Origin of the sequence: Neisseria sp. 74A18 (genome assembly GCF_001308005.1) — a bacterium.
Classification (GTDB): Bacteria; Pseudomonadota; Gammaproteobacteria; order Burkholderiales; family Neisseriaceae; genus Neisseria; species Neisseria dumasiana.
This window is the reverse complement of the sequence record NZ_LGZA01000027.1, coordinates 14,789-40,547: the sequence shown is the minus strand read 5'-3', so window position 1 is coordinate 40,547 and position 25,759 is coordinate 14,789. Positions and strand designations below refer to the sequence as shown.

Annotated in this window: 23 protein-coding genes, 1 tRNA gene and 1 pseudogene; 14 read left to right on the top strand and 11 right to left on the bottom strand. The window is 51.4% G+C overall.

Going from position 1 to position 25,759, the window contains the following annotated elements:
- The coding region (locus tag AKG43_RS08955) for an Ig-like domain-containing protein (RefSeq protein WP_197273138.1) at positions 1 to 1,510 on the bottom strand (1,510 nt) is incomplete at its 3' end.
- 29 nt (positions 1,511 to 1,539) lie between these two features.
- Positions 1,540 to 2,436, bottom strand: a complete 897-nt coding sequence (locus AKG43_RS08950; RefSeq protein WP_054600228.1) for an OmpA family protein — start codon at positions 2,434 to 2,436, stop codon at positions 1,540 to 1,542.
- A gap of 451 nt (positions 2,437 to 2,887) precedes the next feature.
- Here AKG43_RS08950 and smc point away from each other — a divergent pair, with 451 nt between their 5' ends.
- The 4 genes from smc (at position 2,888) to AKG43_RS13355 (ending at position 8,197) form a co-directional block, all read left to right on the top strand.
- Complete coding sequence (gene smc / locus AKG43_RS08945; RefSeq protein WP_054600227.1) at positions 2,888 to 6,382, top strand: chromosome segregation protein SMC; 3,495 nt, start codon at positions 2,888 to 2,890, stop codon at positions 6,380 to 6,382.
- Between the two features lie 59 nt (positions 6,383 to 6,441).
- On the top strand, positions 6,442 to 6,963 hold the full coding sequence (locus AKG43_RS08940; protein ID WP_054600226.1) for a chorismate lyase: 522 nt from the start codon (positions 6,442 to 6,444) through the stop codon (positions 6,961 to 6,963).
- Between the two features lie 122 nt (positions 6,964 to 7,085).
- Positions 7,086 to 8,000, top strand: coding sequence for a 4-hydroxybenzoate octaprenyltransferase (gene ubiA / locus AKG43_RS08935; protein WP_054600225.1), 915 nt, complete (start codon positions 7,086 to 7,088; stop codon positions 7,998 to 8,000).
- 5 nt (positions 8,001 to 8,005) lie between these two features.
- Entirely contained in the window at positions 8,006 to 8,197 is a 192-nt protein-coding gene (locus AKG43_RS13355) for a lipoprotein signal peptidase (protein WP_231718144.1), read from the top strand.
- On the opposite strand, the gene plsX is transcribed toward AKG43_RS13355, so the two are convergent.
- On the bottom strand, positions 8,198 to 9,262 hold the full coding sequence (plsX, locus tag AKG43_RS08930) for a phosphate acyltransferase PlsX (RefSeq protein ID WP_054600224.1): 1,065 nt from the start codon (positions 9,260 to 9,262) through the stop codon (positions 8,198 to 8,200). It lies immediately after the preceding gene.
- Positions 9,263 to 9,552: 290 nt separating this feature from the next.
- On the opposite strand from plsX, the gene AKG43_RS08925 reads away from it, so the two are divergent.
- Entirely contained in the window at positions 9,553 to 9,777 is a 225-nt protein-coding gene (locus tag AKG43_RS08925; RefSeq protein WP_156300649.1) for a hypothetical protein, read from the top strand.
- Positions 9,778 to 9,866: 89 nt separating this feature from the next.
- Here AKG43_RS08925 and AKG43_RS08920 read toward each other — a convergent pair whose 3' ends face one another.
- The 3 genes from AKG43_RS08920 to AKG43_RS08910 all read right to left on the bottom strand — a co-directional run bounded on the left by AKG43_RS08920 (position 9,867) and on the right by AKG43_RS08910 (position 11,269).
- Entirely contained in the window at positions 9,867 to 10,397 is a 531-nt protein-coding gene (locus AKG43_RS08920) for a phosphoribosyltransferase (protein ID WP_054600222.1), read from the bottom strand.
- A gap of 153 nt (positions 10,398 to 10,550) precedes the next feature.
- On the bottom strand, positions 10,551 to 10,730 hold the full coding sequence (gene rpmF, locus AKG43_RS08915; protein WP_004283533.1) for a 50S ribosomal protein L32: 180 nt from the start codon (positions 10,728 to 10,730) through the stop codon (positions 10,551 to 10,553).
- 35 nt (positions 10,731 to 10,765) lie between these two features.
- Positions 10,766 to 11,269, bottom strand: coding sequence for a DUF177 domain-containing protein (locus AKG43_RS08910; RefSeq protein ID WP_054600221.1), 504 nt, complete (start codon positions 11,267 to 11,269; stop codon positions 10,766 to 10,768).
- 54 nt (positions 11,270 to 11,323) lie between these two features.
- Between AKG43_RS08910 and AKG43_RS08905 the strand changes: the two genes are divergently transcribed.
- From AKG43_RS08905 to fabD, 6 genes are all read left to right on the top strand, one after another.
- Positions 11,324 to 11,914, top strand: a complete 591-nt coding sequence (locus tag AKG43_RS08905) for a nucleoside triphosphate pyrophosphatase (protein WP_054600220.1) — start codon at positions 11,324 to 11,326, stop codon at positions 11,912 to 11,914.
- 121 nt (positions 11,915 to 12,035) lie between these two features.
- Positions 12,036 to 12,746: an SAM-dependent methyltransferase gene (locus AKG43_RS08900; protein WP_054600219.1), complete on the top strand. Its 711-nt coding sequence runs from the start codon at positions 12,036 to 12,038 to the stop codon at positions 12,744 to 12,746.
- 56 nt (positions 12,747 to 12,802) lie between these two features.
- A tRNA-Pro gene (locus AKG43_RS08895) sits at positions 12,803 to 12,879 on the top strand.
- 422 nt (positions 12,880 to 13,301) lie between these two features.
- Positions 13,302 to 14,267 (top strand): beta-ketoacyl-ACP synthase III, encoded by a 966-nt coding sequence (locus tag AKG43_RS08890; protein WP_054600218.1) that lies wholly within the window; start codon positions 13,302 to 13,304, stop codon positions 14,265 to 14,267.
- A gap of 169 nt (positions 14,268 to 14,436) precedes the next feature.
- A complete protein-coding gene (locus tag AKG43_RS08885; RefSeq protein ID WP_054600217.1) occupies positions 14,437 to 15,663 on the top strand; it encodes a DUF1294 domain-containing protein in 1,227 nt (408 codons plus the stop codon).
- Between the two features lie 16 nt (positions 15,664 to 15,679).
- Positions 15,680 to 16,609, top strand: coding sequence for an ACP S-malonyltransferase (fabD, locus tag AKG43_RS08880; RefSeq protein WP_054600216.1), 930 nt, complete (start codon positions 15,680 to 15,682; stop codon positions 16,607 to 16,609).
- Between the two features lie 91 nt (positions 16,610 to 16,700).
- Here fabD and AKG43_RS12410 read toward each other — a convergent pair whose 3' ends face one another.
- Together AKG43_RS12410 and AKG43_RS08870 are read right to left on the bottom strand one after the other, a co-directional pair.
- Positions 16,701 to 16,877, bottom strand: coding sequence for a lipoprotein signal peptidase (locus AKG43_RS12410; RefSeq protein ID WP_369799574.1), 177 nt, complete (start codon positions 16,875 to 16,877; stop codon positions 16,701 to 16,703).
- Between the two features lie 119 nt (positions 16,878 to 16,996).
- Positions 16,997 to 18,655 carry a YadA-like family protein gene (locus tag AKG43_RS08870; RefSeq protein WP_054600214.1) on the bottom strand — a complete coding sequence of 553 codons (1,659 nt, stop codon included), beginning with the start codon at positions 18,653 to 18,655 and terminating at the stop codon, positions 16,997 to 16,999.
- 447 nt (positions 18,656 to 19,102) lie between these two features.
- On the opposite strand from AKG43_RS08870, the gene queC reads away from it, so the two are divergent.
- From queC to AKG43_RS08855, 3 genes are all read left to right on the top strand, one after another.
- A complete protein-coding gene (queC, locus tag AKG43_RS08865) occupies positions 19,103 to 19,753 on the top strand; it encodes a 7-cyano-7-deazaguanine synthase QueC (protein WP_054600213.1) in 651 nt (216 codons plus the stop codon).
- Between the two features lie 76 nt (positions 19,754 to 19,829).
- On the top strand, positions 19,830 to 20,252 hold the full coding sequence (gene queD / locus AKG43_RS08860; RefSeq protein WP_054600212.1) for a 6-carboxytetrahydropterin synthase QueD: 423 nt from the start codon (positions 19,830 to 19,832) through the stop codon (positions 20,250 to 20,252).
- A 4-nt stretch (positions 20,253 to 20,256) separates the two neighbouring features.
- The gene (locus AKG43_RS08855) at positions 20,257 to 20,889 is read left to right on the top strand and encodes a 7-carboxy-7-deazaguanine synthase QueE (protein ID WP_054600211.1); all 633 of its coding nucleotides are present in this window, start codon (positions 20,257 to 20,259) and stop codon (positions 20,887 to 20,889) included.
- On the opposite strand, the pseudogene AKG43_RS13665 reads toward AKG43_RS08855, so the two are convergent.
- The 3 genes and pseudogenes from AKG43_RS13665 to ileS all read right to left on the bottom strand — a co-directional run.
- A pseudogene (locus tag AKG43_RS13665) lies at positions 20,890 to 21,027 on the bottom strand (lipoprotein signal peptidase); the annotation flags it as partial.
- A gap of 132 nt (positions 21,028 to 21,159) precedes the next feature.
- Positions 21,160 to 22,737 carry a bifunctional peptide-methionine (S)-S-oxide reductase MsrA/peptide-methionine (R)-S-oxide reductase MsrB gene (gene msrAB, locus AKG43_RS08850; protein WP_082403042.1) on the bottom strand — a complete coding sequence of 526 codons (1,578 nt, stop codon included), beginning with the start codon at positions 22,735 to 22,737 and terminating at the stop codon, positions 21,160 to 21,162.
- Between the two features lie 202 nt (positions 22,738 to 22,939).
- Positions 22,940 to 25,726 carry an isoleucine--tRNA ligase gene (gene ileS / locus AKG43_RS08845; RefSeq protein ID WP_054600210.1) on the bottom strand — a complete coding sequence of 929 codons (2,787 nt, stop codon included), beginning with the start codon at positions 25,724 to 25,726 and terminating at the stop codon, positions 22,940 to 22,942.
- Between the last annotated feature and the right edge of the window lie 33 nt (positions 25,727 to 25,759).

Sequence of the window (25,759 nt, the reverse complement as noted above, 5' to 3'; positions counted from 1 at the left end):
CGCTGTAACCGCCGTCTTTCTGAACGGTGGTGGTGACGGTTTGGGTATTGCCTTTGGCATCGGTTACCACCAAAGTCACCACTTGGCCTTCTTCCACGTCGGTGGTGGTGCCGGTGATGGTCGGGGTGTTGTCGCTGCTCAGTGCCGGTGCGTCTACGGTAATGGCGGCTTGGGTGTCCACCGAACCTTTGTCGGCGGCTTTGCCTTCGTTACCGGACGGATCTTTGACTTTGGCTTCCGCCGTGTAGTTACCGTCGGGCAATGCGTTCGGCACGTCTACACCGTAGCTGCCATTACCTTTAACGGTAGTCGTCACAGTTTGGGTGTTGCCCTTGGCGTCGGTCACCACTACGGTTACCACGGAACCGGCCGGAGCATCGGTTTTGCCCGTAATCGTCGGGGTGTTGTCTTTGCTGTTGTCCGGTGCGTCTACGCTGATCATCGGCGCGGTAGTGTCGATAGAACCGTTATCTTGGGCAGTACCTTCATTACCCAATTTGTCTTTAACGGTTGCTGTTACGGTATATTTTCCATCGGGCAATGCTTCGGGAACATCGATACTGTAACGTCCGTCAGCTTGAACGGTGGTAGTTAGGGTTTGTACTTTTCCGTTGGCATCTGTTACCACGATAGTAACGATTTGACCTTCTTCCACATCTTTTACAGAACCGGTGATGGTAGGTGTAGTATCAACGCTTGCATCGGGCGCATCAACGGTAATTTTAGCGGTTGTATCAATGCTGCCCGGGTCGGTTGCAGTAGCTGACTTGCCGGAAGACGTCTGCACAGTAGCGGTAGCGAGATACTCTCCGTCGGCCAAAGGTGCTTGCGGTTCTACGGAATAAAAGCCGGTTTCTCCGATAATGGTAGAAACGGTTTGGGTATTGCCTTGGCTGTCGGTTAACACAACCGTTACAATGCTTCCCGGCTCGGCAAAGGCTACATTACCTGTTATTTCAGGGGTGTTATCGGTTGTATTGTCGGGGGCATTAACCGAAATAGCCGGATCACGCGGAGCGTCGTCATCATTTGCACCCAAAGCGGCCAAACCGCCCAAAGGCAGAGCGGCCAACAGCCACAAGGGATTTGGCAGCCACATTGCGCTGATAATCTCACCGCCCAAAGCCTGACCGGCCTGAACTTCTTCGGCCAGCATCGTTACCGCATCAGAAGTTTCCGTGCTTTCGGGAACATAAGGATAAACATTTCCGTTTTCGTGCTCGCCGACCAGCAAGCTGCTTTTCGATGCGCCTGTTTCGCTTGAATAGTAACCTTCTAAAATCAAATCCGGATTTTGGATTTCGCTGCCTTCAAACGCAATTTCCAGATTGTCACCCACGCGCTTAGTCATGATGTTTTCAGGAGCGAACTGGGTCATCTCATCGACAAATTGATAGTTCACATCGGCTTGCGCAGGAATGCGCAAAACTTCGCCCGAGGCCGTCTGAAACTTGACTGTTTCCACAGTTTCTTTGGCATTGTTAATTTTTAACGTAATGTTTTTAGACATATTATTCACCTTTATTTTTTAGATTTAATTTATTTTTTTTCGCCGTGCAGAATCACTTCGACGCGACGGTTAGGTTGGTCGCATTGTTTGCGTGCATTCGCATCGGTCGGGTGCTTGGCGCGGCAATCTTCTACCAATAATTCGCGCTCACCGCGGCCTTCTGCTGTGATTAATCTGTTGTCTAAGCCGCTTTCCGCCAAAACGCGTTTAACGGTTTCCGCACGTTCAACCGACAGTTTTTGGTTATATTCCGGTTTGCCGGACGGATCTGTATGACCTACCACAACCACGCTGCGCACCAAATCGGGATGTTGTCTGATTTCATTGGAAATTTCGGCAATTTCCTGTTTGCCTTTGGGCAGCATGCTGGCATAATCTGAACGGTTGAAAGCAAACAGAGTTGCGGCTTGCAAATCGTATTTTTTCAATACGGTTGCACATTGTTGTGCACTTGAAACACGCGAAAGGGTGTGGTTTTGGCGGGGAATGCCCTTCATTTCAACGGCGGCCTGCTCGGGTGATACGGCTTGCAGCACCGGATTACCTGCTCCGTCATCGACAATTTTGAAAAAAGAAACGGCGGCTTCAGGCAGGTTGTAGTAGTCGCCTGAATTTAATTTGTGACGGTAACCTTCATCCCGCTTGGTGAACTCCGCATGGAAACGCTGGTTTTGCGCACATACGGTTTCCTGACGGTAAGCATTGGGTTGCAGCGAGCCTGAATATTGTCCGTTAACGTAAATATTGACGGTCGGGCCTGCAATCGCGTCGGCTTGGCGGTAAACCACCACGGAAGAGCGGTTGTCCGGCACGGAAGTGCTGTATGCGGCTTCTTTAGTACCCACCCAGCTTTCTCTGTGCTGATGGGCACATCCTACTGCTGTGAGCGGCAATAACATCCACAATAATTTACGATACTGAAACATAATTCAAAACTCCTGACTTTCGATAATGCATCTGCACAATAGATGCCGTTCGTTATATTTAAATATTTCCAACTATAATTAGAATCTGGCTAATGATTTTCCACATGACATAGTACATGGCAATAATAAGATGATATACGCATCAACTGTGCTTTTTCATATCAGAATACCAACGGTATTTTTTTACGGATAACAGGTATCCCATTGTATTCGCCTTAACATTTAATAACTTTTTAGCAGAAAACGTTAATAAGTTGAATTTAAACAACCTAATTTTAATCATTTAAAATATTTTGATAAAAACAACATAATAAATAAGGTAATTATCCTTTTTGCAACACACCTTTCATTTTTCCGGCTTTAAGTATTCCTGCAACTTTCCGGCCTTTAGCACATCAGCTTTGCAATTTCCGTTAAAATACGGCCTTTCACGCTTCAACTTTTCCACTTTATGCGCCTTACCCATATCAAACTTGCCGGCTTCAAATCGTTTACCGACCCCACAACCATTCATGTGCCCGGACAGCTCGTTGCCGTTATCGGGCCGAACGGCTGCGGCAAATCAAACGTGATTGATGCCGTGCGCTGGGTATTGGGCGAAGCTTCTGCCAAACAGCTTCGCGGCGAGAGCATGCAGGACGTGATTTTCAACGGTGCCGCCACCCGCCGCCCCGCTCCGCGCGCTTCGGTGGAATTGGTGTTCGACAACAGCGATCACAGCTTGCAGGGCGCATGGGGGCAATATGCGGAAGTGAGTATCAAGCGGCAGCTTACGCGGCAAGGCGAATCCACTTACTTTATTAACAACCAAGTGGTGCGCCGCCGCGACATTACCGATTTATTTTTAGGAACGGGCGTGGGCGCGCGCGGATATGCCGTGATTGAACAAGGCATGATTTCGCGCATCATCGAAGCGCGGCCGGAAGAATTGCGGGCTTATATAGAAGAAGCGGCGGGCGTATCCAAATACAAAGAACGCCGTAAAGAAACGGAAGGCCGTCTGAAAGACACCCGCGAGCATCTGCAACGATTGTCTGATTTACAAAGCGAACTCGCCCGCCAAGTGGAAAAACTGGAAAAACAGGCCGAAACTGCCGAGCGCTATCAAACGCTCACCCGCCAGCTTTCGCAACAGCAGGACTTGCTCGACTACGTGCAATGGCAGCAATCGCTGGCTACCGCCGACAAAGCCACCGTGCAACATCAAACCTTCCAACAACAGCAAGACGAAACAGCCGCCCAAGTTCAAGCCCTAACCGAAGAAATCCATACCCTGCAAGCCACCGAGCAGGCACAGCAACAGAGCGTGCACGACATCAGCAACCAGCGCGGCGTATTGCGCGAACAGATTGCCCGCTTGGAAGAACAAATCCGCCACCAGCAAACCCTGCACCAACGTATCGAGCGCGACAAAGCCGCCGCACAAGTGCAGCTTTCGCGCATCCATCAAGAACAGCAGGAAATCCGTATACAGCTTGAAGAAGCCGACATTCATATAGAAGACAAACAAGCCGAACTGGCCGCACTGGCCATGCAGGTTGCCGAATACGAAGAACGCCTGCCCGAACTCGAAGAAGCACAGTCGGCACTCAACACCGCCTATCAAAACCAGCAAGACGAACACAACCGCATCAAACGCGAGCTGGCCTTGAAACAGCAGCAACTCGCCCATTCGCAGCAAACCCTGCAACAGCATGAAGCACGCAGAGGCCGTCTGAAACAGGAAAGCCAAGCACTCAACCTGCCCGATGACAGCGAAACCGCCGCCGCACAAGAGCAGGCCGCCTTGCTGCAAAGCCAACAAGAACATTACGAAGAACAGATTCTCGCCGCCGAAGAACAGCTCAATCATCTGCGCGAACAGTTTCAGACGGCCTCACAACACCGGCAAAACCTAGAGCAACAACACATCACCCTGCAAGCGCAACAGCAGGCATTGGCACAACTGCTCGCCCAAGACGAAGCCGCCCAAACCGATTTTTGGCAACACACCTCCGCAGCCGAAGCCCCCCAACTGTGGCAGCACATCACCGCCCCTGCCGACTGGCAGCACGCCTTAAGCGTTATTTTGGCCGAACGGCTGCACGCCCGCGCCGTACCGCCTTCGTTCAGCCTGCCGTCGCCGTTTCCCGAAGGCCGTGCCGCCTGGCTTCACGACAACCTTTCAGGCGGCCTCAAGAAAACCCTGCCCGCTCAGGCGCTGCTAAACCAAATTCAAGCCAAAGCTCCTTTTCAGACGGCCTTACATCATTGGCTGGACGGCGTTTTATGCGCGCCCGATTTGGATTACGCACTCGCGCATCAAGCCGACTTGCAAAACAACCAAATCTGGCTAACCCCCGAAGGCCATCAAATCGACCGCATCAGCGTAGTGCTGTACGCCCAAGCCGCACAAGACAACCTGATGGCGCGCAAAGCCCGTTTGGACGAATTAACCGCCGAACTGGAACAAATCACCCCCCAACTGGCCACCGCCGAGCAACAGTCCGCCCAAACCCAAAACGCCTTAAACGCTGCCGAACAACACCATAAAAACCTGCAACAGCAGCAAAAACAGCACAGCCAGCAATACCAAGCGGCACAAAACCGCGCCGCCGAACTGCTCGCCCGCACCAATCAGGGTCAAATCCGCCGCGAACACATCGAACGCGAACTGGCGCAACTCGAAGAAGAACAAATCATTCTCGAACAAACTTCAGACGGCCTCGAAGACGACATCACCACGCTCACCGAAGCCGCAGCCGAACTCGAACACCAGCAGCAAAACACCGGCGGCAGCCGCCAAGAACAACAAGGCCGTCTGAAACAAGCCCAACTTGCCCTGCTCGAAGCCAACCGCCAATACGGTTTGGCAGAAGTGGCCGTGCACAAACTCCAGCAACAAAAACAGCACTTCCAGCAGCAGCTTGCCCAGCTTGAACAGCAAACCTTAGATTGGCAGGAACGCCAATCCGAACTGGCACTCGCCTACGAAACCGAAACCCAAAACGACGAACAGCACGCCAAACTCAGCGAACTGAGCGAATCCGTACAAACCCTCGACGAGCAATACGCCGCCATGCAGGAGCAACTCGCCGCCACCCAAACAAAAGGCCGCGAACAATACGCCCGCCAGCAAACCCTGTCGGCCAAACTGCCGCAATTGCAGGCCGCCACCCAAACCGCTTTGCTGCAACAACAAGAAGCCCTGCTGAACGCCAAACGCTTCCATCAAAATCTTGCCGAACGCCAAGCCGATTTCGACGCACTCGAATCGCTGGCTGCTGCGTCCGGCAGCTTAAAAAACCTCAACAGCGACATCGGCAGCCTCGCCCAACAAATCGAAGCCCTCGGTGCCGTCAACCTCGCCGCCCTGCAAGAGTTGGAAGAAGCCCGCGAACGCGACGGCTACTACCGCGGCCAAAGCGAAGACGTGCAGGCCGCTATCAACCTGCTCGAAGAAGCCATCGAACAAATCGACAACAAAACCAAATCGCGGTTTAAAGAAACCTTCGATGCCGTTAACGAGAAAGTACAAACCTTCTTCCCCACCCTATTCGGCGGCGGCGAAGCCAAATTACACATGATCGGCGACGACCTGCTCACTTCCGGCGTATCCATCATGGCCCGCCCGCCCGGCAAGAAAAACAGCACCATCCACCTCTTGAGCGGCGGCGAAAAAGCCCTCACCGCCATGAGTTTGGTGTTTGCCCTGTTCAGCCTCAACCCCGCCCCCTTCTGCCTGCTCGATGAAGTGGACGCACCGCTCGACGATGCCAACACCGGCCGCTTCTGCAATCTGGTGAAAGAAATGTCGGCGCAAACCCAGTTTCTCTACATCTCGCACAACCGCCTTACCATGGAAATGGCCGAGCAGCTTATCGGCGTTACCATGCAGGAAAAAGGCGTATCGCGGATTGTGGCGGTGGATATCCAACAGGCTTTGAGCATGGCCGAACCTGCTTAACTTCTCAATTTCCGCAGAAAACCCGCAAGCCGAACAACCATCACGCTATCGCAAACCATATGAACAACAATATGATCTGGCAGCCCGAACTGCCGCAAACCGTTTTACACAGCGTTTCAGACCATGCCGCCGCCCTTATGCAGGCGCAGTCGCTCACCACCGCGCTACGCAGCATTCATTCCGATTTTTCCGTACGCCTGCTGCATTTGGGGGAACACAGCTTCGACCAAGCCTTTTCAGACGACCTCATATCCGACGGAGCAGACTCATGGTTTGCCCGCGATGTTTTATTGTGCTTGAACGGCATACCGGTCGTATGGGCGCGCAGCATGTGCAAAAGTGATGCCGGCAACTGGCGCGGCCTTCTCGATTGCGGCACACGCCCGTTGGGTGAAAAACTGTTTGACGGCTCCCTGCCGCTTACCCGCTCCTGTTTCGAATACGCCGCCGTCCAGCCCGACCGCACACTACACGGCTTCGACGGCGCGGCCTTTGCGGCACGCCGTTCGTTTTTCAGCTGGCAGCGGGAAATATTGGGCTTAACCGAATACTTCCTGCCCGGGCTGAAAAGTTTTGTTTAAGGATGTGAGCATTTTCATAATCTGGTCTATAATTACTTTGTGAAACAGCGCAACACAAGCCGTTTGGAAACAGACGGCTTTCTGTATTTACAAGCCATCAATAAATAAAGTAAATATTGCACATGAACATAAAACGATTACTCTTAACATTCCTACCCCGCTATGTGGTGGGCAGACTGGTGATTTACAGCAGGCTGATGCGGATAGAAAAACCCATCGGCACTTTACTGCTGTTGTGGCCGACCTTATGGGCTTTGTGGATTGCATCCGAAGGCATACCCGACTTCACTATTTTGATTGCCTTTGCCGTGGGCACTTTTTTGATGCGCAGCGCAGGGTGCGTTGTTAACGATTTTGCCGACCGCAAATTTGACGGCTCGGTAGAGCGCACCAAAAACCGCCCGTTTGCCAAAGGTTTGGTTTCTACCGAAGAAGCCATTTTGTTGGCACTCATCCTCTGCCTGCTGGCAGCACTCTGCCTGCTTCCCCTCAACCGCCTCACATGGCTGATGAGCCTTCCGGCTTTGTTTTTAGCCGTAACCTACCCGTTTACCAAACGCTTTTTCCCACTTCCCCAATTTTATTTAGGATTAGCCTTTTCATTCGGCATCCCCATGGCATTTGCCGCCGTTAACGAAACCGTTCCCCCCCTAGCCTGGTTGATTTTTACCGCCAATGTATTATGGACTTTGGCCTACGACACCATCTATGCCATGGCCGATAAAGAAGACGACTTAAAAATCGGCATCCGCACCTCTGCCATCACATTCGGAGATAACGATATTTCCGCCATCATGATCTGCCACTTTTGGTTTACCGTATTGATGACCATACTCGGCTTGCAGATTCAGGCCACATGGCCTTTCTGGATAGCCTTGCCCATCAGCATTTACTGGCAATACAAACAATACAAACAAATCAAAACGCGTGATTGCTGGTTGTCTTTCCGTACTTTTCTAGAAAACAACCGTATCGGTTTGATATGGTTTTTGGCCATTGCCGGACACTATCTGTGGCTTTCTATTCAGACGGCCTAGAACCTTTGCAAAACCCCCATCTGCGGCGCATTTCTGCGTTGTGCGCTGCTCGCTCGCTTGCCTATCTATATGATATGTCTGCACTCGCTGTGCTGCTACGCCTTGAACTGCATCCGCATCTGGGGGTTTTGCAAAGGTCTCAGCCTAAAATAAAAAAGCAGATGTTTCAACATCTGCTTTTTTATAAACCATCGTAATCAACCCAAGTTATCCGCCATCGCGGCATGTTCGCTTTCCAACTGTTTCTCAGCCAGCACGGCAAGCTGCGATGCCACACCCTGCTCTATTTTGGTCAAGCTGGCCGCATGTGCTTCGTGATAGGCTTCCTCAAGAGCGAAGGCGAAACCCACAGAATCCGTGCCGCCGTGGCTTTTCACAACCACACCGCGCAAACCGAGAAAAATCGCCCCGTTGAACCGGCGCGGATCAAACTTGTTTTTAAACCCTTTCAAAGCAGGCATGGAAACCAATGCCGCCGCTTTGGTAAACAAGTTGGCTTTAAACTCCTGTTTGATGGCGCCGCCCATAAACTTAACCGCACCCTCAATGGTTTTCAGCACGATATTTCCGACAAAACCGTCGGCCACAATCACATCCACTTTGCCGGTGAATACCGTATTACCTTCCACATTGCCGATAAAGTTTAAATTGCTTTCACTCAGCAGCTTGAAAGTCTGCTTAACCGTGTCGGTGCCTTTAATCTCTTCCGTCCCCACATTCAGCAAGCCCACCTTAGGGTTTCCTTTTTCAGGATAAAGCGCCTGATAAAGCTCGCTGCCGATAACGGCAAATTGCATCAACTGCTCGGCCGAACAGTCTACATTGGCACCCAAATCCAACATCAAAGTGACATGTTCCGAAGCCGACGGCAAAAACTTGGCAATCGCCGGACGCTCAATACCCGGAATGGTTTTCAGCACAAAACGTGCCGTAGCCATTAATGCGCCCGTATTACCTGCCGACACGGCGGCTTGGGCATGCCCTTCTTTAACTTGGTTAATCGCCACACGCATAGAAGAATCTTTTTTATTTTTCAATGCCAACTGCGGCGGTTCGTCCATTTCCACAACCTGAGTGGAATGATGGACGGTAATCCTATCCATCGGCGCCTGCGCGGCCGCCAATGCAGATTTCAAAGCAGGCTCATCGCCTACCATAATCAGATGCACATTACTCTGCTGCTTAAGAAAAGCTACGGCACCGGGCACGGTAACATCCAAACCCGCATCTCCGCCCATAGCATCTACTGCCAAAGTAATCATAAATATTCTCCGTGTTCCCTAAACGCGTACCGTTTAACTTATCTAGTAAAGCTGAATCGGCTTTCCGGTAAAACCGCATATATAGTCAAGCCACTTATTTTTACTACGGCGTTGCTACGCCTTATCTCAAAGAGAACGATTGCGTAAGCCACTGAAGCGGCAACAGAATCTGCTCTCTACTGCTTGTACTGTCTGCGGCTTGCTGCCTTATATTAAAAATAAGTGGCTTGACGATACAACCGCCAGCATACTCACGATAACACGCTCAAAATACCGGCAACGGCAGGTATTTGATCAGATCCTCCTGCGCGCGCACGGCAACCCCTGCAATGTTTTCAGACGGCCTCATCATCCGGCTAGGCCGTCTGAAAAAATACTATCCGGCACAGCCCGAATCATTCAACGCCATCTTCAAATCAATCTATTTTATTTCGAGCGGCGATATTTCTTTATTCATCGGCTCCGGCAAACAAGCGGCCTGTCTCACATCAACCGCCGATAGCCAACAGACTTAACTTTTACCGCTGCATTGCTGAGCCTTGTTTTTTTATGAATGCGCCGCTTGACTATATAACAACGCCCAACGCCGGACTTTTATCTAAACTTAATCAATGGTCGACTGATCGGCCAAACGGTTATGCTCGTCGATATCTTCGGCATCCCAAGGATAATTAATCCACCAATCTTGCACGGTGATACCGCTGAAATAAGGCATACCCTGCGGCAACCGGCCTTTCTTTTCTTTGATTTTCTCATGCAGAACGGCAATGCCGATTGTGCCGAAATTTTCTTTGGCCAACTCGTTGAGACAGAATTCCAAAGTAACCCGGCTGTCGTCCACTTCATCCACCACCAATACGTTTTTGCCTTTTAAGGTTTCGGGCAAAGGATCCAGCCATTGGATTTTTTTAACACCGTCGGTTACTTGGCCCGTATGCTCGCCATCGTAATAAGCGGTGGTAACGGCATAAATGGGAATATTCAAAAAACAGCGCAAGATTCTTGCAGGAATAAACCCGCCGCCGCCGATAGCAATCATTGCATCATATCGAACACCCGATGCTTTAACTTTGTCGGCCAGTTGTTTGATGACGCGGTGGACATCATCGTATGTATACCAGATTTTCTTTTTCATTATTCAAAACACCACCAAGCCCGGCAAATCAGGCTTTAAAAGCCGTTCAAACGGCCTTTGCTGCCCAACTTGCGGCAGTTAACGCAAAAAAGCCAGCAATTGCAGTTTACGGGCAATTTTCTGGCTTTCTCTTCATCAGCAGAGGCGGAAAAATTATTCGCCTTTGGCTTTTACCACTTTACGGCCACGGTACATACCGTTGGGAGAAATGTGGTGCGGGCGGTGCACTTCACCGGTGGCACTGTCTACAGACAGGGCAGGTGCAGTCAACGCATCATGCGAACGGTGCATACCGCGTTTTGAGGGAGATTTTTTATTTTGTTGAACGGCCATTTCAAGCTCCTAAAAATATATAAAACTAAAACCGGTTAGCGGCTGCTTTTCAGCCCTGCCAAAACGGCAAACGGATTGGGTTTGTCCTGATTAACCTCTTCAAGAGCGGTATTGCCGCACGATTCGTGACGGGGCGAAAACGGCAGTGCCATCAGGATTTGGTCTTCCACCAAAACGCGCACGTCGATTTCGCTTTCTGCCACCATTCCTTCCAGCTCTTCATCGGAAAGCATGGCTTCGTCCAAAACGGCTTCATCATCAAACAAAACGATGCGGCTGTTTTCTTTCAGCTCGAATGCCATCGGTTTGATGCAGCGTTGGCAAACCAAAGGAAGGTTTCCGGTTACGCTCAAATCGAGAAACAAACGCTGCAAGCGGTCTTGCCCGCCTTGCAGCGTAAACGAAACCTCAGACTGTTTGTCGGCAAAATATTCGTGCGACCAAACGCGTTCGTCCAACTGGCTAAGCAAAAATCTGCCTTGCAAACTCTGCTTTTCTGCGGCGAAAGCTGCGGGGTCAATCAAATTAAGGTCTGACATAAACGGGATATGATATAATTTAAAAGGTTTAACGTCAACGATTTTATTGCAGCTATGAATACTCGTTTGCCGCTTATTTTAGGCTCAAGCTCGGCATTCCGCCAAGCCCAACTTCAACGCTTGGGCATTGATTTTCAGACGGCCCCGCCCGATTACGATGAAACGCCTTCGCAAAACGAAACGGCCGAAGAGACCGCATTGCGTTTGGCCGTGGGCAAAGCGCATTCGCTTGCCGCCCGATTTCCCGAAGCCTTGATCATCGGCGCAGACCAAGTGGCATGGTGTAACGGCACTCAGTTGGGCAAACCGATGAACGTAGCAAACGCACAACATATGCTGTTATCTTTAAGCGGCAAAAACATTGAATTTTATAGCGCGGTTTGTTTGCTGAACACATTTTCGGGCAACCTGCAAACACATGTCGACAAAACCGTGGTTGCTATGCGTGAGCTCACATCCGCGCAAATCAGCCGCTACATCGAACGCGAACCGGATGCTGTGTTTTGCGCCGGTGCTGCCAAAAGCGAAGGGTTGGGCGCGGCCTTGTTGGAACGCGTCGACAGCACAGACCCGAACGCCTTAATCGGCTTACCTGTCTTCAAGCTGATTGATTTTTTGGAGGTAGAAGGTTTCAACGTGCTTTAAAGCACGCGATTAGTTCTATAAGGCCGTCTGAAAATTGTTTTGTAAGTGTTATTAATGTTTCAGACGGCCTGCCCAAACCACCCGTATTTTTAACATACAAACCATTTTGCCCGACATCATTATGCAACCTATTCTTTATCTGATTCCCACACCGCTGGGCACACCCGACACACCTTGCCTTCTGCCGCATGAACAGGCTCAAATTACCGGCCTGACGGATTTCGTTGTGGAAGCCGAAAAAACCGCCCGCACCCATCTCAAGCATTTGGGCGTCAGCACGCCGATTCGCGAGCTTAATTTGCAGGCACTCAACGAGCACACCCCGCCGGCAACACTCCCCGAGCTACTCAAACCTTTGCATGAAGGCCGCAGTATGGGCATAGTCAGCGAAGCGGGCTGCCCTGCCATAGCCGACCCCGGTGCCGACCTTGTTGCCCTTGCCCACGCCCACGGGTTTGAAGTCCGCCCGCTTGTCGGCCCTTCCAGCCTGCTGCTTGCCCTGATGGCTTCGGGAGCAAACGGCCAGAGTTTCGCTTTTAAGGGTTATCTGCCGTCTGAAAAAACCGCGCGCATCCAATCATTGAAAACACTGGAACAACATTCCCGCAAGCACAACGAAACCCAAATATTCATCGAAACACCCTACCGCAATACCGCAATGCTGGAAGACGTTGTTGCCACACTTGCTCCCGCAACGCGTTTGTGCACGGCCAGCGACTTAACCTTACCCACACAAAGCATCATCAGCAAACCTGTTGCCGATTGGAGAAAACTCCCCGCCCTGCCCGATTTGAAAAAGCGCCCGACCATTTTCATCTTGCACGCGGCATAACTTTTGCTTGTTTGCTTGCCAAGCACACATTCTTTGCCTATAATCTGCCGCTTATTCGGAATGTAGCGCAGCCCGGTAGCGCACTTCGTTCGGGACGAAGGGGTCGGAGGTTCGAATCCTCTCATTCCGACCATTATTTTTCAGGCGGCTTTGAATATTCAAAGCCGCCTTTTTTACTTTGCGGCAAAGCTTTTATTCTTTTATTTTTTCAAGCCTATTTATTCAACGCTATTTATTCAAGACGCAGCCAAACCGTGAATCAGCTTTCAATGCACCGTAAGCAGGCAGCAAATTTGCACACATCTGCGGCCGTCTGAAAAACACATAACAACCGTTGTGAAAATGAATAATCCATACGAAAGGTTAACATTCAAGCATTCACTTGCAACAAAAGCCGATTCCGCTACCGTTTCAGCAATTTAAGCAACCCGCCGCCTTCTGCCGCCGCCAAACCACATAGCCGAAAAGATTGGTTTTCATCGTTATAGTGTTAGGAAAATCAGGCGTATTCCCTTACAATACCCTTTATTCAAAAACCATCACAAAGGCGATACCATGCAGTATGCCAAAATTCTCGGAACAGGCAGCTACCTGCCCGCCAACCGCGTAAGCAATGATGATTTAGCCAAAAAAGTAGATACATCCGACGAGTGGATTACCACCCGCACCGGTATCAAATTCCGCCATATCGCCGACGAACACGAAAAAACCAGCGATTTGGCCGTTGCCGCCGCACGCCGTGCGCTGCAAGATGCGGGTGTTGCCGCCGACGAAATTGATTTGATTATCGTGGCAACCTCAACACCCGATATGATTTTTCCTTCCACCGCCACCATCGTCCAACAAAAGCTCGGCATCGGCTCAACCGGCTGCCCCGCTTTCGACGTTCAAGCCGTGTGCGCGGGCTTTATGTATGCCTTAACCACCGCCAATGCCTACATCAAAAGCGGCATGGCCGAAAAAGTGTTGGTTATCGGTGCCGAAACATTCAGCCGCATTATGAACTGGGAAGACCGAACCACTTGCGTGCTGTTCGGCGACGGTGCCGGCGCAGTCGTACTCGGCGCGTCGGACGAACCGGGCATCATCCACAGCAAGCTGCAAGCCGACGGTAATTATATCGATTTGCTCAAAACGCCCGGCCAAGTGATGAACGGCCAAGTATGCGGCACGCCGTTTCTGACAATGGACGGCCCCGGCGTATTCAAATTCGCCGTTAAAATGCTGGCCAAAGTGGCAGACGATGTTATCAAAGAAGCAGGCTACACCCCGCAACAAATCGACTGGCTCGTGCCGCACCAAGCCAACAAGCGCATCATCGACAGCACGGCCAAGCATTTAGGGCTGAGCATGGACAAAGTGATCCTAACCGTGCAAGAGCACGGCAACACTTCCGCCGCATCCATTCCTTTGGCTTTGGATCACGGCATCCGCAACGGGCAAATCCGTCGCGGGCAACACCTGCTGCTGGAAGGTATCGGCGGCGGATTCGCATGGGGAGCAGTATTATTGAAATACTAATCGCCTAAATACGGGCCGTCTGAATTCCGGCAACCGAATCCAAACAAACACACAAGCGCAACAGCAGCTTATATAATCGGCTTCGGCACCAACCGGCTACAAAAAAATAATTTTTCAGACGGCCTTTAATCAGGAGCAGGGGAAGCTCCTTACTCACACAGAATAAAAAATGGACAAACAAATACATTACGGCACGGTAACCCACTGGTTTACCGATCTCCAACGCGGCTCGGTATTATCCGACGACCACGGCACACAACGCATCTTGCTTGAAGCGTATTCGTTAACCCCGAATTACCGCATCCCTAAAAGCGGCGACCGCATCAGTTTCAGCCTGCACGAAGACGGCAGAAACCGTTTATGCGCAGAAAACGCTACCCTGCTGCCGCCCCTAGCGGAAAACGAACGGATAGAAATTACCCTGAGCGATTGGAATTACCAGCAAAACGGCGGCTACGGCATACACCATGTGCAACGCAACTCGCCCATTTTCGTTTTGGGGCAGTTTCTCAACGATCAAACCCGCATCCCCGAAAACGGCGAAACACTCGAAGGCCGTCTGGTCAAACACAGCAACGGCCAATGGCTGCTGGTAGAAGTCGATATCATCGAAAAAACGCCGGCCCCCCTGCCCGACATACCGATTCCGGAAGATATTCCGGCACCGCCGCCCCCGCCGCCTCGTTGGGCCAAAAATACCACACTCGAAGCGCAAAACACCGAGCTGCCGGCAGCCCTGCCCGCAAACCGGGTGCTGGGCGGCACCATCGCGCGCTGGAACGATGAAAAAGGTTACGGCTTTATCGCCACCGAAAACCGGCAAAATGTTTTCTTTCATATTTCCGCATTCCACTATATGTCGCAACGCCCCCGCACCGACCAAAAAGTCAGTTTTTACTGCAACCGGCCGGTAGGCAGCGAACCGCAGCGGGCGATGCGGGTGGTATTGAGCGGACACGAAGCCTCGCTGTTTTCCGAACGCCCCTACGATTACCACGAATTCAACCTCAATATGCGCAAACTTTTGTGTTACGGCCTGTTTGGCAGCCTCTATCTTTTCGGAGTGGCCTATTTTTCACCCATCGTGGCAGCTTTTTACTGCCTGACCAGCGCAGCAGCCTTTTGGCTTTACCGCAGCGACAAACAAACCGCAGTAACCCAATCACATAAAAAACAAGGTTATCTCGGGCGCGTGCCTGAAAAAAAACTGCACCAAATCGGCCTGCTCGGCGGTTGGCCCGGAGCCTTGTTTGCACGCGGCGCATACAACCACAAAACCGGCAAAGCCTCTTTTATCCGCATTTTCTGGATTACCGTAGCCATAAATATTGCCATAACCTACGGCCTGCTGATACATTACTGCGACAATCCCGTTGCCTTATTCTTAAAAAGTTAACGCCAAAAGGAATATCATGTCTTTTGCATTTTTCTTTCCCGGCCAAGGCTCGCAAAGCCTCGGCATGATGAACGGCTTTGAAGGCACAGCCGCAGTAAAAGCCACCTTTCATGAAGCCTCTGCCGCCCTCGGCCAAGATTTGTGGGCCATGATGAACGGCGAAGATGCCGCCGCCATCAACGAAACCGTTAATACCCAACCGCTTATGCTTGCGGCAGGCATAGCCACTTACCGCGCTTATCTTGAAGCCGGCGGCAAAACACCCGATGCGGTAGCCGGCCACAGCCTCGGTGAATACACCGCTTTGGTAGCCGCAGGTGCATTGGATTTTGCCGATGCCGTCAAACTGGTGCGCTTGCGGGCAGAATTGATGCAAAGTGCCGTGCCGCAAGGCGAAGGCGCAATGGCCGCCATTTTGGGTCTGGACGATGAAGTTGTGCGCCAAGTGTGCTCTGAAGCCGCACAAGGCGAGGTGGTTGAAGCCGTAAACTTCAACTCGCCCGGTCAAGTGGTGATTGCCGGCTCTGCCGCCGCAGTCGAATGCGCTATGAATTTGGCCAAAGAAAAAGGCGCAAAGCGTGCCCTGCCCCTGCCGGTATCCGTGCCTTCGCATTGCAGCCTGATGAAACCCGCCGCCGAAAAATTGGCCGAAGCCTTGAAAAATATCGACATCAAACCACCGCAAATACGCGTTATCCACAATGCCGATGTTGCCTCTTATAACGATCCCGATAAAATCAAAGACGCTTTGGTGCGCCAGCTTTACAGCCCCGTGCGCTGGACGGAAACCGTTAACACATTGGTAGCGGAAGGCATTACCCAATCCGCTGAATGCGGCCCCGGCAAAGTGTTGGCAGGGCTGGCCAAACGCATTAATAAAGAAGCGGTATGCAGCGCATTAACCGATGCCGCCCAAGTGGAAGCCTTTATCGAATCACAGCGTTAAACCGCTTTTTCTCTAAATAGCCATACCAAACTTTTGGCAGCATTGCCGAATGGCGATGCAGTTTAAATTCAGGCCGTCTGAAAAACTTTTTTCAGACGGCCTGAGACCTTTGCAAAACCCCCAGATGTGAATACAGTTCAAGGCGTAGCAGCACAGCGAGTGCAGACATATCATATAGATAGGCAAACGAGCGAGCAGCGCACAACGCAGAAATGCGCCGCAGATGGAGGTTTTGCAAAGGTCTCGGCCTTTTACCGATATAACCAATCAAATGAAAAACAGCCGGAACGGTTTTACCCGCTCCGGCTGTTCCCCCGTAGTGTTTGCAGAAGCCGCTCGTGTTGCCGTTGGCGGCTTCTTTGGCCATTTATACCGTTTTCAAAGAGATTACCACTCGAAGTTCACGCCCACGTTATAAGCAGTGTGACCACCTTTCGGGTTGAACGATACGCCCGCTTTGGTAGCGAAGTGTTCGTTGAAGCGGTAGCCTGTACCTACGGCAACAGCGGTTTCAGAACGGTAGCCGCCTACTGCCGCAGATACGTTCAGTTTGCCTACGTTGTAGGGTTGAAACAAACCGCCCAATGCTGCTTGTGTGGCAAAACCACGGCGCACTTCTTTATCCAAATCTTTAACTTTTCTGTCTAACTGTTGGATTTTTTTGCTGTTTTGGGCTGCTTGAGCTTGAACGCCGTCCAAACGCTTTTGATCCAATGCTCTGCTTTGGTTCAAGCGGTTAATCGCTTCTACGTTGGCAGAAATTCTTGATTTGTTCTCTGCGATACCGGCTTTGTTGGCAGCGATATCGGTTTTGTTTGCTGCAATGCCTGCTTTGTTGGTGGCAATATCGGCTTTGTTGGCGGCAATGCCTGCTTTGTTGGTGGCAATGTCGGCTTTGTTTGCTGCAATGCCTGCTTTGTTGGTGGCAATGTCGGCTTTGTTTGCTGCAATGCCTGCCTTGTTGGTGGCGATATCGGCTTTATTTGCGGCAATGTCTTTTTTGTTGGTAGCAATACCTGCTTCGTTGGCGGCGATTCGAGCTCTGTTCGCATCCACCGCATTGTTCACTTCGGTGATTCTGTTTGTATTGCGTTTGATTTCTTCGGCATTGCTCTTGATGTTTGCAGCATTCTTGTCGATTTGTTCCACTTTTTTAGGATCTACACCTTTACCGAGAGAAATACGTGCAATAGCATCTTTATTCTCTTGGATTTGTTTAGCCTGATCAGCCGCACCTGCTTGCAGTTTGCCAATATCTGCCCCATGTTTTGTAGAAGCCTTATCCAAATTACCTAATTTCTCATTATGGCTTTTAAGTGCCTCTCCCTGAACGGCCAAATCATTGGTAAACGTATCGATTTGAACTGTATTACGGTTAATTCTTAGGATTTGGCTTTTTAACGTTTCATCATTCTTAGCAATAGTCTCTTGTGCTTTTTTCAAATCGGCTTTGACATTGGCAATATCCGACTTATTGGCTGCAATAGTTGTTGTGTTTGCGGCAACTGTTGTATCTCTAAGTGCAATAGTAGCTTCTTTAACTTGTTGCGCCTCATTTTTCAGTATTTCAAACTCTGTGCGTGCTTTTTGAGTATCAGCCGCGAGTTGGTTGATCTTTGCATCATTCGTTTTTACTTTTTGTAAATCTGCCTTAATGCCATTGATGTTTGTTTCCTGTTCTTTATGTTGTTTCTCAAGGGTTTGAATATAGCCGAGGTTTAATCCTACTTTTGAAGCTAAATTGGCATAATTATCTTCAATCTTTTTGATTTGCTCATCCTGTTGAGTATTTTTTTGAGTCAGCTGTTGACGATCTTGTTGGCCTTTTGTTATGAGATTAGCATGGTCATCAATAAGATTTTTGTGCAAGCCAAACTTTGCAAGTACTTCTGCAATCTCTTGCCCGTTATCTTGGATTAATTTTTTATTTTGCTCCACTTGTTTAGCCAAATCTACACCGTTTTCAGCATGTGCCTGCCCTGCAAAAACAGTCAACACTGCTGCCGCAGTCAATGAAAGTAAAGTATTGAATGATTGTTTTTTCATTTTATATTCCTTTAGTTTTGTTTGAGTAGACAACCGGTAATGGCAGCCGGATATAACGGCACGGCAGTAAACGGTAAGGCGTTGCTCAGCCTTCAACACTTGCCGGACACATCCGCCCGCCTTGCAGATAAAATGACGGAGCAATAAATGAAAACTTACAACCTATTGGAAAAATACACAAAAAAATTTTTATATTTATGTTTTTAAAGAAAATTTAATTCAAAAATATTCTTACACCAAGAACCAACAGGCGTATGACCGGTTTTTGCTTCTTTCTTATTGAGGCCGTCTGAACCTATGGTTAAGCCCGTTGCTGCGGGCTTTACACACCGGAGAAATAATCCGGCAAGCCTGTGTTCAGACGGCCCTAGAGCTTTTGCTGTATAATCACGCGTTTGTTTCCACGCGGTTCGAAATCCTCCCGCGATACCAAAACTAGGAACCCAAATGCAAAACGAAAAAGCACTGGTCGTCTTTTCAGGCGGCCAAGATTCCACTACCTGCCTGATTCAGGCGGTTCAAACCTATAGCCGCGAAAATGTGCAGGCCATCACGTTTCAATACGGGCAACGCCACGCCATCGAGCTGGAACGCGCCCGTTGGATTGCCGAAGATTTAGGCATCGCGCAAACCGTGCTTGATTTAAGCCTGATGCAGCAAATCACCCACAACGCTTTAATGGACGACACCGCCGAAATTCAGACGGCCTCAAACGGCGTGCCGAATACTTTTGTCGACGGCCGCAATGCGCTTTTTCTGCTCTACGCCGCCATTTACGCCAAAAGCCAAAACATCAAGCACATTATCGTGGGCGTATGCGAAACCGACTTTTCGGGCTATCCCGACTGCCGCGACATATTCGTGAAATCGATGAACGTAACGCTCAATCTGGCGATGGACTACGCCTTTCAAATCCACACGCCGCTGATGTATCTCACCAAAGCGCAAACATGGGCGTTGGCCGACCGCTTGGGCTGCCTCGACTACATCCGCCAACACACCCACACCTGCTATCACGGCGTGGAAGGCGGCTGTGGCGAATGCCCGAGCTGCGTGCTGCGCGAACGCGGGCTGGCGGAATATCTCGCTTCACGCTGACCATCTTATCTTCCTAAAACAAAAAAGGCCGTCTGAAAAGAGTTTCAGACGGCCTGAACCTCGAACCTGACCTACCATGAAAATCACCAAAATCTTCACATTCGATTCGTCGCACATGCTCGACGGACACGACGGCAAATGCCAAAACCTGCACGGCCACACCTATAAACTCGAAGTCACGGTTTCAGACGGCCTCATTCAAGGCGGCGCAAAAGACGGTATGGTCATGGACTTCTCCGACCTCAAAACCATCGTCAAACGCACCATTATCGAGCCGTTCGACCACGCCTTTATCTACAACGGCAACAACCCGCGCGAAAGCCAAATCGCCGCCCTGCTCGAAAGCTGGAACATGAAAACCCTGCGGCTCGGTTTCCGCACCACCGCCGAAAACATGACGGTGGAAATATTCGGCCGTCTGAAAACCGCCGGCCTGCCCGTAAGCCTGATCCGCTTGTGGGAAACGCCCACGTCTTGCGCGGAATACGAAGGGGAATAACGCCATGACCAAAATCCGCCCCGAAAACCCGCAATACCGCATCGTTGAAATTTTTGAAAGCCTGCAAGGGGAAGGCTACAACACCGGTATGCCCGCAGTGTTCATCCGCCTCGGCAAATGCAACCTCGCCTGCTCATGGTGCGACACCGATTACCTCACATTCAACATGATGAGTTTGCAGGATATTTTAGGCCGTCTGAAAAGCTACACAGCCCGCAACATCATCATCACCGGCGGCGAACCCACCATTCAGCCGCACGTCGATATTCTGCTCGATGCACTGAAAACCGAAGGCTACACGCTCTGCATCGAAACCAACGGTCTCAACCCTGCGCCGCCACAGATTGATTTTGTCGCCACCAGTCCCAAAGCCTGCTACGCCGAAAAATACGAAAAGCAGTGCATCGCAACCGCCGACGAAGTACGCATCGTCGCCGACGGCGACGTACTGGCGTTTTGCGAACGTATGGAACAAAAAATCCGTGCCAAGCATTACTATCTCTCGCCCTGCGAGCAAAACGGCGAAATGAACATTTACGATACCATCCGCCAAATCGGTCTGCTCAACAGCCGCTCCGATGCCCCCGTGCATTGGCAATTGAGCGTGCAAACACATAAATGGGCGGGGATTGAATAACTGAGACCTTTGTAAAACTCTCAGATGTGGATGCAGTTCAAGGCGTAGCAGCACAGCGAGTGCAGACATATCATATAGATAGGCAAACGAGCGAGCAGCGCATAACGCAGAAATGCGCCGCAGATGAGAGTTTTGCAAAGGTCTCTAACTGTATATCAATACGCTTTAATCCCGCAGAAAAGGCAGTATGCATCAGCACACTGCCTTTTTTGATGAAGGAAACGGTATTTCACATTTGAATCAACAAACCTGCTGTTTTTCAAACATCTATCAAGGGTTCACGCTTGATTTCAGATGGCCGTAACCTTCGGCATCCATTTTATCCAGCGGAATGAAACGCAGGCTGGCGCCGTTGATGCAGTAGCGCAAACCGCCTTTGTCTTTGGGGCCGTCGGGGAACACATGGCCCAAGTGCGAATCGGCGGCACGGCTGCGTACTTCGACGCGGCGCATGTTGTAGCTTAAGTCGTCGTGTTCGGTAACGGCAGCCTGTTCGATCGGGCGGGTAAAGCTCGGCCAGCCGCAGTGGGAATTGTATTTGTCGGCGGAGCTGAACAGGGGTTCGCCGCTGACCACATCAACGTAAATACCCGGGTCGAACAGATGGTCGTATTCGTGGCTGAAGGCGTATTCGGTGCCGCTTTGCTGGGTAACGCGGTATTGCTCGTCGGTTAATATGCGTCTCAGTTCGGCATCGCTCGGTTTGCGGTAGGTGGCGGCATTAAAACCTTTTTCGGTTTTCGGTGCGCTTTTTCCGGGCAGCGGCTCGTCGGCTTTGCGGATATCGATATGGCAATAGCCGTTGGGGTTTTTAATCAGGTAATCCTGATGGTATTCCTCTGCTTCGTAGAAATGCTTCAACGGCAGGTTTTCCACAACCAGCGGCAGGCTGTATTTGGTTTGCTCTTTTTTCAGGGCGGCTTCTACCACTGCTTTTTCGGCAGAATCGGTATAGTAAACGCCGGTACGGTACTGTGTGCCGCGGTCGTTGCCTTGTTTGTTGAGGCTGGTGGGGTCAATTACGCGGAAATAGTATTGCAGGATATCGTCGAGGCTGAGTTTGTCGGCATCGTAGGTTACTTTTACGGTTTCGGCATGGCCGGTATCGCGGTAAACCACGTCTTCATAAGAAGGGTGGTCGGTTTTGCCGTTGGCGTATCCTGATACGGCATCGACTACGCCGGGCACGCGCTGGAAGTAGGCTTCCAAGCCCCAAAAGCAGCCTCCGGCCAGATAAATGGTTTTGGTGTTGATCACGGCAGATTCCTTTTTCTTGTCGCTGGGTTTGTAGAATTGGGTTTTCAGACGGCCTATGTCGGCATCGGGGTTATCGATCAGAGCCAAAGCCTGCGCTTCGTTGATGCTGCCTTTGATAATGCGGGCGACTTCGCCTTTTTTGTTGAGCACCGCCCACGAGGGGTAAACACCGATATTGAGGCTTTTGGCGATTTTACCACCGTCATCCGCAATCACCGGCAGCTTGGGGTAGTTCAGGCCGGCATACCATTGCTGAAATTCGCCCGGTTTTTTCTCGCCGAGAAAGCCGGGAGAGGCCACGGTAATCAGATTGGCCGTCTGAAAACGGCTGTCTTTTGCCCATTCTTCGGTATGCCCCAGCTCGGAAAGGCACAGCGGACACCAACTCGCCCAAAATTTAATCAACGTAGGCTTGTCTTTTTGCAGATAGTTTCCGGCGGGCTTGCCTTGAGTGTCTTGCAGCTTATACAAAACTTGCGGCACGGGCGCAGCGGCTGCCGATTGCGTTTGCGGCAGCAAAACGGCCGTGCCCGCACCAATTGCGGCAATCAGGGCAAAAATTTTCCAGCCCGTATGTTTGGGGGTTTTCATGATTTCCTCCTGTTGATCGGGATTTTATACAGCAGACGCGCGCAACGGTAAATTCTTACACGGCAGATTGTTTTCCCATGTAAATTTGCCCAAGCAACGGTTTGCAAAGGCGGGTTGAAACTGTTGCAAGATAAAAACATCAAGGCCGTCTGAAAACCATGTTTTCAGACGGCCTCTTACTGATTAAACCATTCAGCGGGGTTTAGGCATAGTGGCGTTCTTCGCCTTTGCCGTCCACATTGTCGGCACAGCGTTTGCAGATGGTGGGATGTTCGGCAACCGCGCCGATGTCGTTGGTGTAGTGCCAGCAGCGTTCGCATTTTTCGCCGCTGCTCACTTTGGCCGTTACCGCCAACTCTTCGCCTTTGCTAACGGTGGCTTTGGACACCAGCAACACGAAACGCAATTCGTCGCCAAGCATTTTCAGGTAGCCTGCCAAATCTTCGGGAGCAGTGATTTCGACTTCGGCCTGCAAAGAAGAACCGACTGTTTTATCGGTGCGCAACGGCTCGATGGCGGCGGTGGCCGCTTCGCGCACTTGGCGCACGGCTTGCCATTTTTTCACCAATTCGGCTTCGCTCTTTTCGTTGATGGGCGGGAATTCGTGCCATGTGTGGAACAGCACGCTGTCTTCTTCGCCGCCGCCGATGATGTCCCACGCTTCTTCTGCGGTGAAGCAGAGAATCGGCGAAATCAGCAATACCAAGCTGCGGGTAATGTGATAAAGCGCGGTTTGTGCGCTGCGGCGGGCGTGGCTGTCGGTGTGGGTGGTGTAGAGGCGGTCTTTCAGGATATCGAGGTAGAACGCGCCCAAGTCTTCCGAACAGAAGCTCACGATGTCTTTCACGGCGAAGTGGAAGGCATAACGCGGGTAGTAATCGCCGGCCAAACGCTCTTGCAGTTGGCGTGCCAAAATCAAGGCGTAGCGGTCGATTTCCACCATTTGGTCTTGCGGCACGGCGTGCTCGATGGGGCGAAAATCGCTCAGGTTGGCAAACAAAAAGCTCAAGGTGTTGCGGATGCGGCGGTAGCTTTCGGTAACGCGTTTGAGGATTTCTTTGGAAATCGCCAATTCGCCGCTGTAATCGGTAGAGGCCGTCCACAAGCGCAGAATATCGGCACCGAATTCGTTATACACTTCTTGCGGAGCGACAACATTGCCCAGCGATTTGGACATTTTTCTACCGTTTTGATCCACCACAAAACCGTGCGTGAGCAGTTGTTTGTAAGGTGCGCGGCCCATCGATGCGCAGCCGGTGAGCATGGACGATTGGAACCAGCCGCGGTGCTGGTCGCTGCCTTCGAGGTAAAGGTCGGCAGGCCAAGCCAGCTCGTCGCGCTGTTTCAGCACAGAAAAGTGGGTGCTGCCGGAATCGAACCATACGTCCATGGTGTCTTTGAGTTTTTCGTATTGCTCGGCTTCCGCGCCCAAGAGTTCGGCGGCATCCAGCGAGAACCATGCTTCGATGCCTTTTTCTTCGATGCGTTTGGCCACTTCTTCCAAAAGCTCGGCGGAACGCGGGTGCAGTTCGCCGGTTTCTTTATGCACGAAGAAGGTCATCGGCGTGCCCCAATAGCGTTGGCGCGACACCACCCAGTCGGGGCGGCCTTCAATCATGGCTTGCAGGCGGGCGCGGCCCCATGAGGGGAAAAACTCGGTATCGTCCACGGCTTTGAGCGCGTTGTTGCGCAGGGTTTTGCCGTTGGCTCCGGCTTTGTCCATGCCGATAAACCATTGGCCGGTGGCGCGGTAAATCAGCGGGGTTTTGTGCCGCCAGCAATGGGCGTAGCTGTGTTCGATTTTGGCATGGGAAAGCAGTCTGTTTTCTTCTTGCAGCCATTCGATAATCACGGCGTTGGCTTCCCACACGGTTAAGCCGGCCACGCGCGGCACATCGCTGCGGTAGCGGCCTTCGCTGTTAACGGGGTTATCGAGCGTGATGTTGTATTTCAGGCAGACGAAATAGTCTTCCAAACCGTGCGAAGGTGCGGTGTGCACCAAGCCGGTACCGGCATCGGTGGTAACGTGTTCGCCGTTGAGCATGGGGATGTCGCGCTCTAAAAACGGATGGCTCATGTGCAGGTTTTCAAGCCTGTCGCCGGTGGTTTCGGCCAGCACTTGGGTGTGGCCGTCTGAAAAGCCGTAGCGTTTCAATGCTTCTTCGGCCAAATCTTTGGCGAGTACAAGTTTGCCTTTCGGCGTGTCGATCAGCCGGTAAACCACATCAGCACCTGCGCTCACGGCTTGGCTGGCGGGCAATGTCCACGGCGTGGTTGTCCAAATCACGGCAAAGGCTTGGCCGTCGAGGGTATCCAAACCGAAGGCTTGGGCAAGGGCGGCGTTGTCTTTGAAGGGGTAGGCCACGTCGATGGCGGGCGACACTTTGTCTTTATATTCCACTTCGGCCTCGGCCAGCGAAGAGCCGCAGTCCAAGCAAAACTGCACGGGCTTCTCGCCGCGGTAGAGGTAGCCGGCTTTGTAAATTTCGCCGAGGGTGCGCACGGTGTCGGCTTCGGTTTTGAAATCCATGGTCAGGTAAGGTTTGCCCCAATCGCCCAGCACGCCCAAGCGGATGAAGTCTTTTTTCTGGCGGGCGATCTGTTCGGCGGCATATTCGCGGCACAGTTCGCGGAACTTCGCATCGGGCATGTTTTTGCCGTGCAGTTTTTCCACCATCACTTCAATCGGCAGGCCGTGGCAGTCCCAGCCCGGTACATAAGGTGCGTCGAAGCCGGCCAGCGTTTTGCTGCGGATGATGATGTCTTTCAAAATTTTGTTGACGGCATGACCGATGTGGATGTCGCCGTTGGCATAGGGCGGGCCGTCGTGCAGAATGAATTTCGGGCGGCCTTGGGCTTTTTGGCGCAGTTTTTGATAGCGTTGCTGATCCTGCCAATCTTTTACCCACGCCGGTTCGCGCTTGGCGAGATTGCCGCGCATGGGAAAAGGCGATTCGTGAAGATTGACGGTTTTGCTGTAATCGGTCATGGTGTTCTCGGTTATTCGGTTATATAGCAGTGA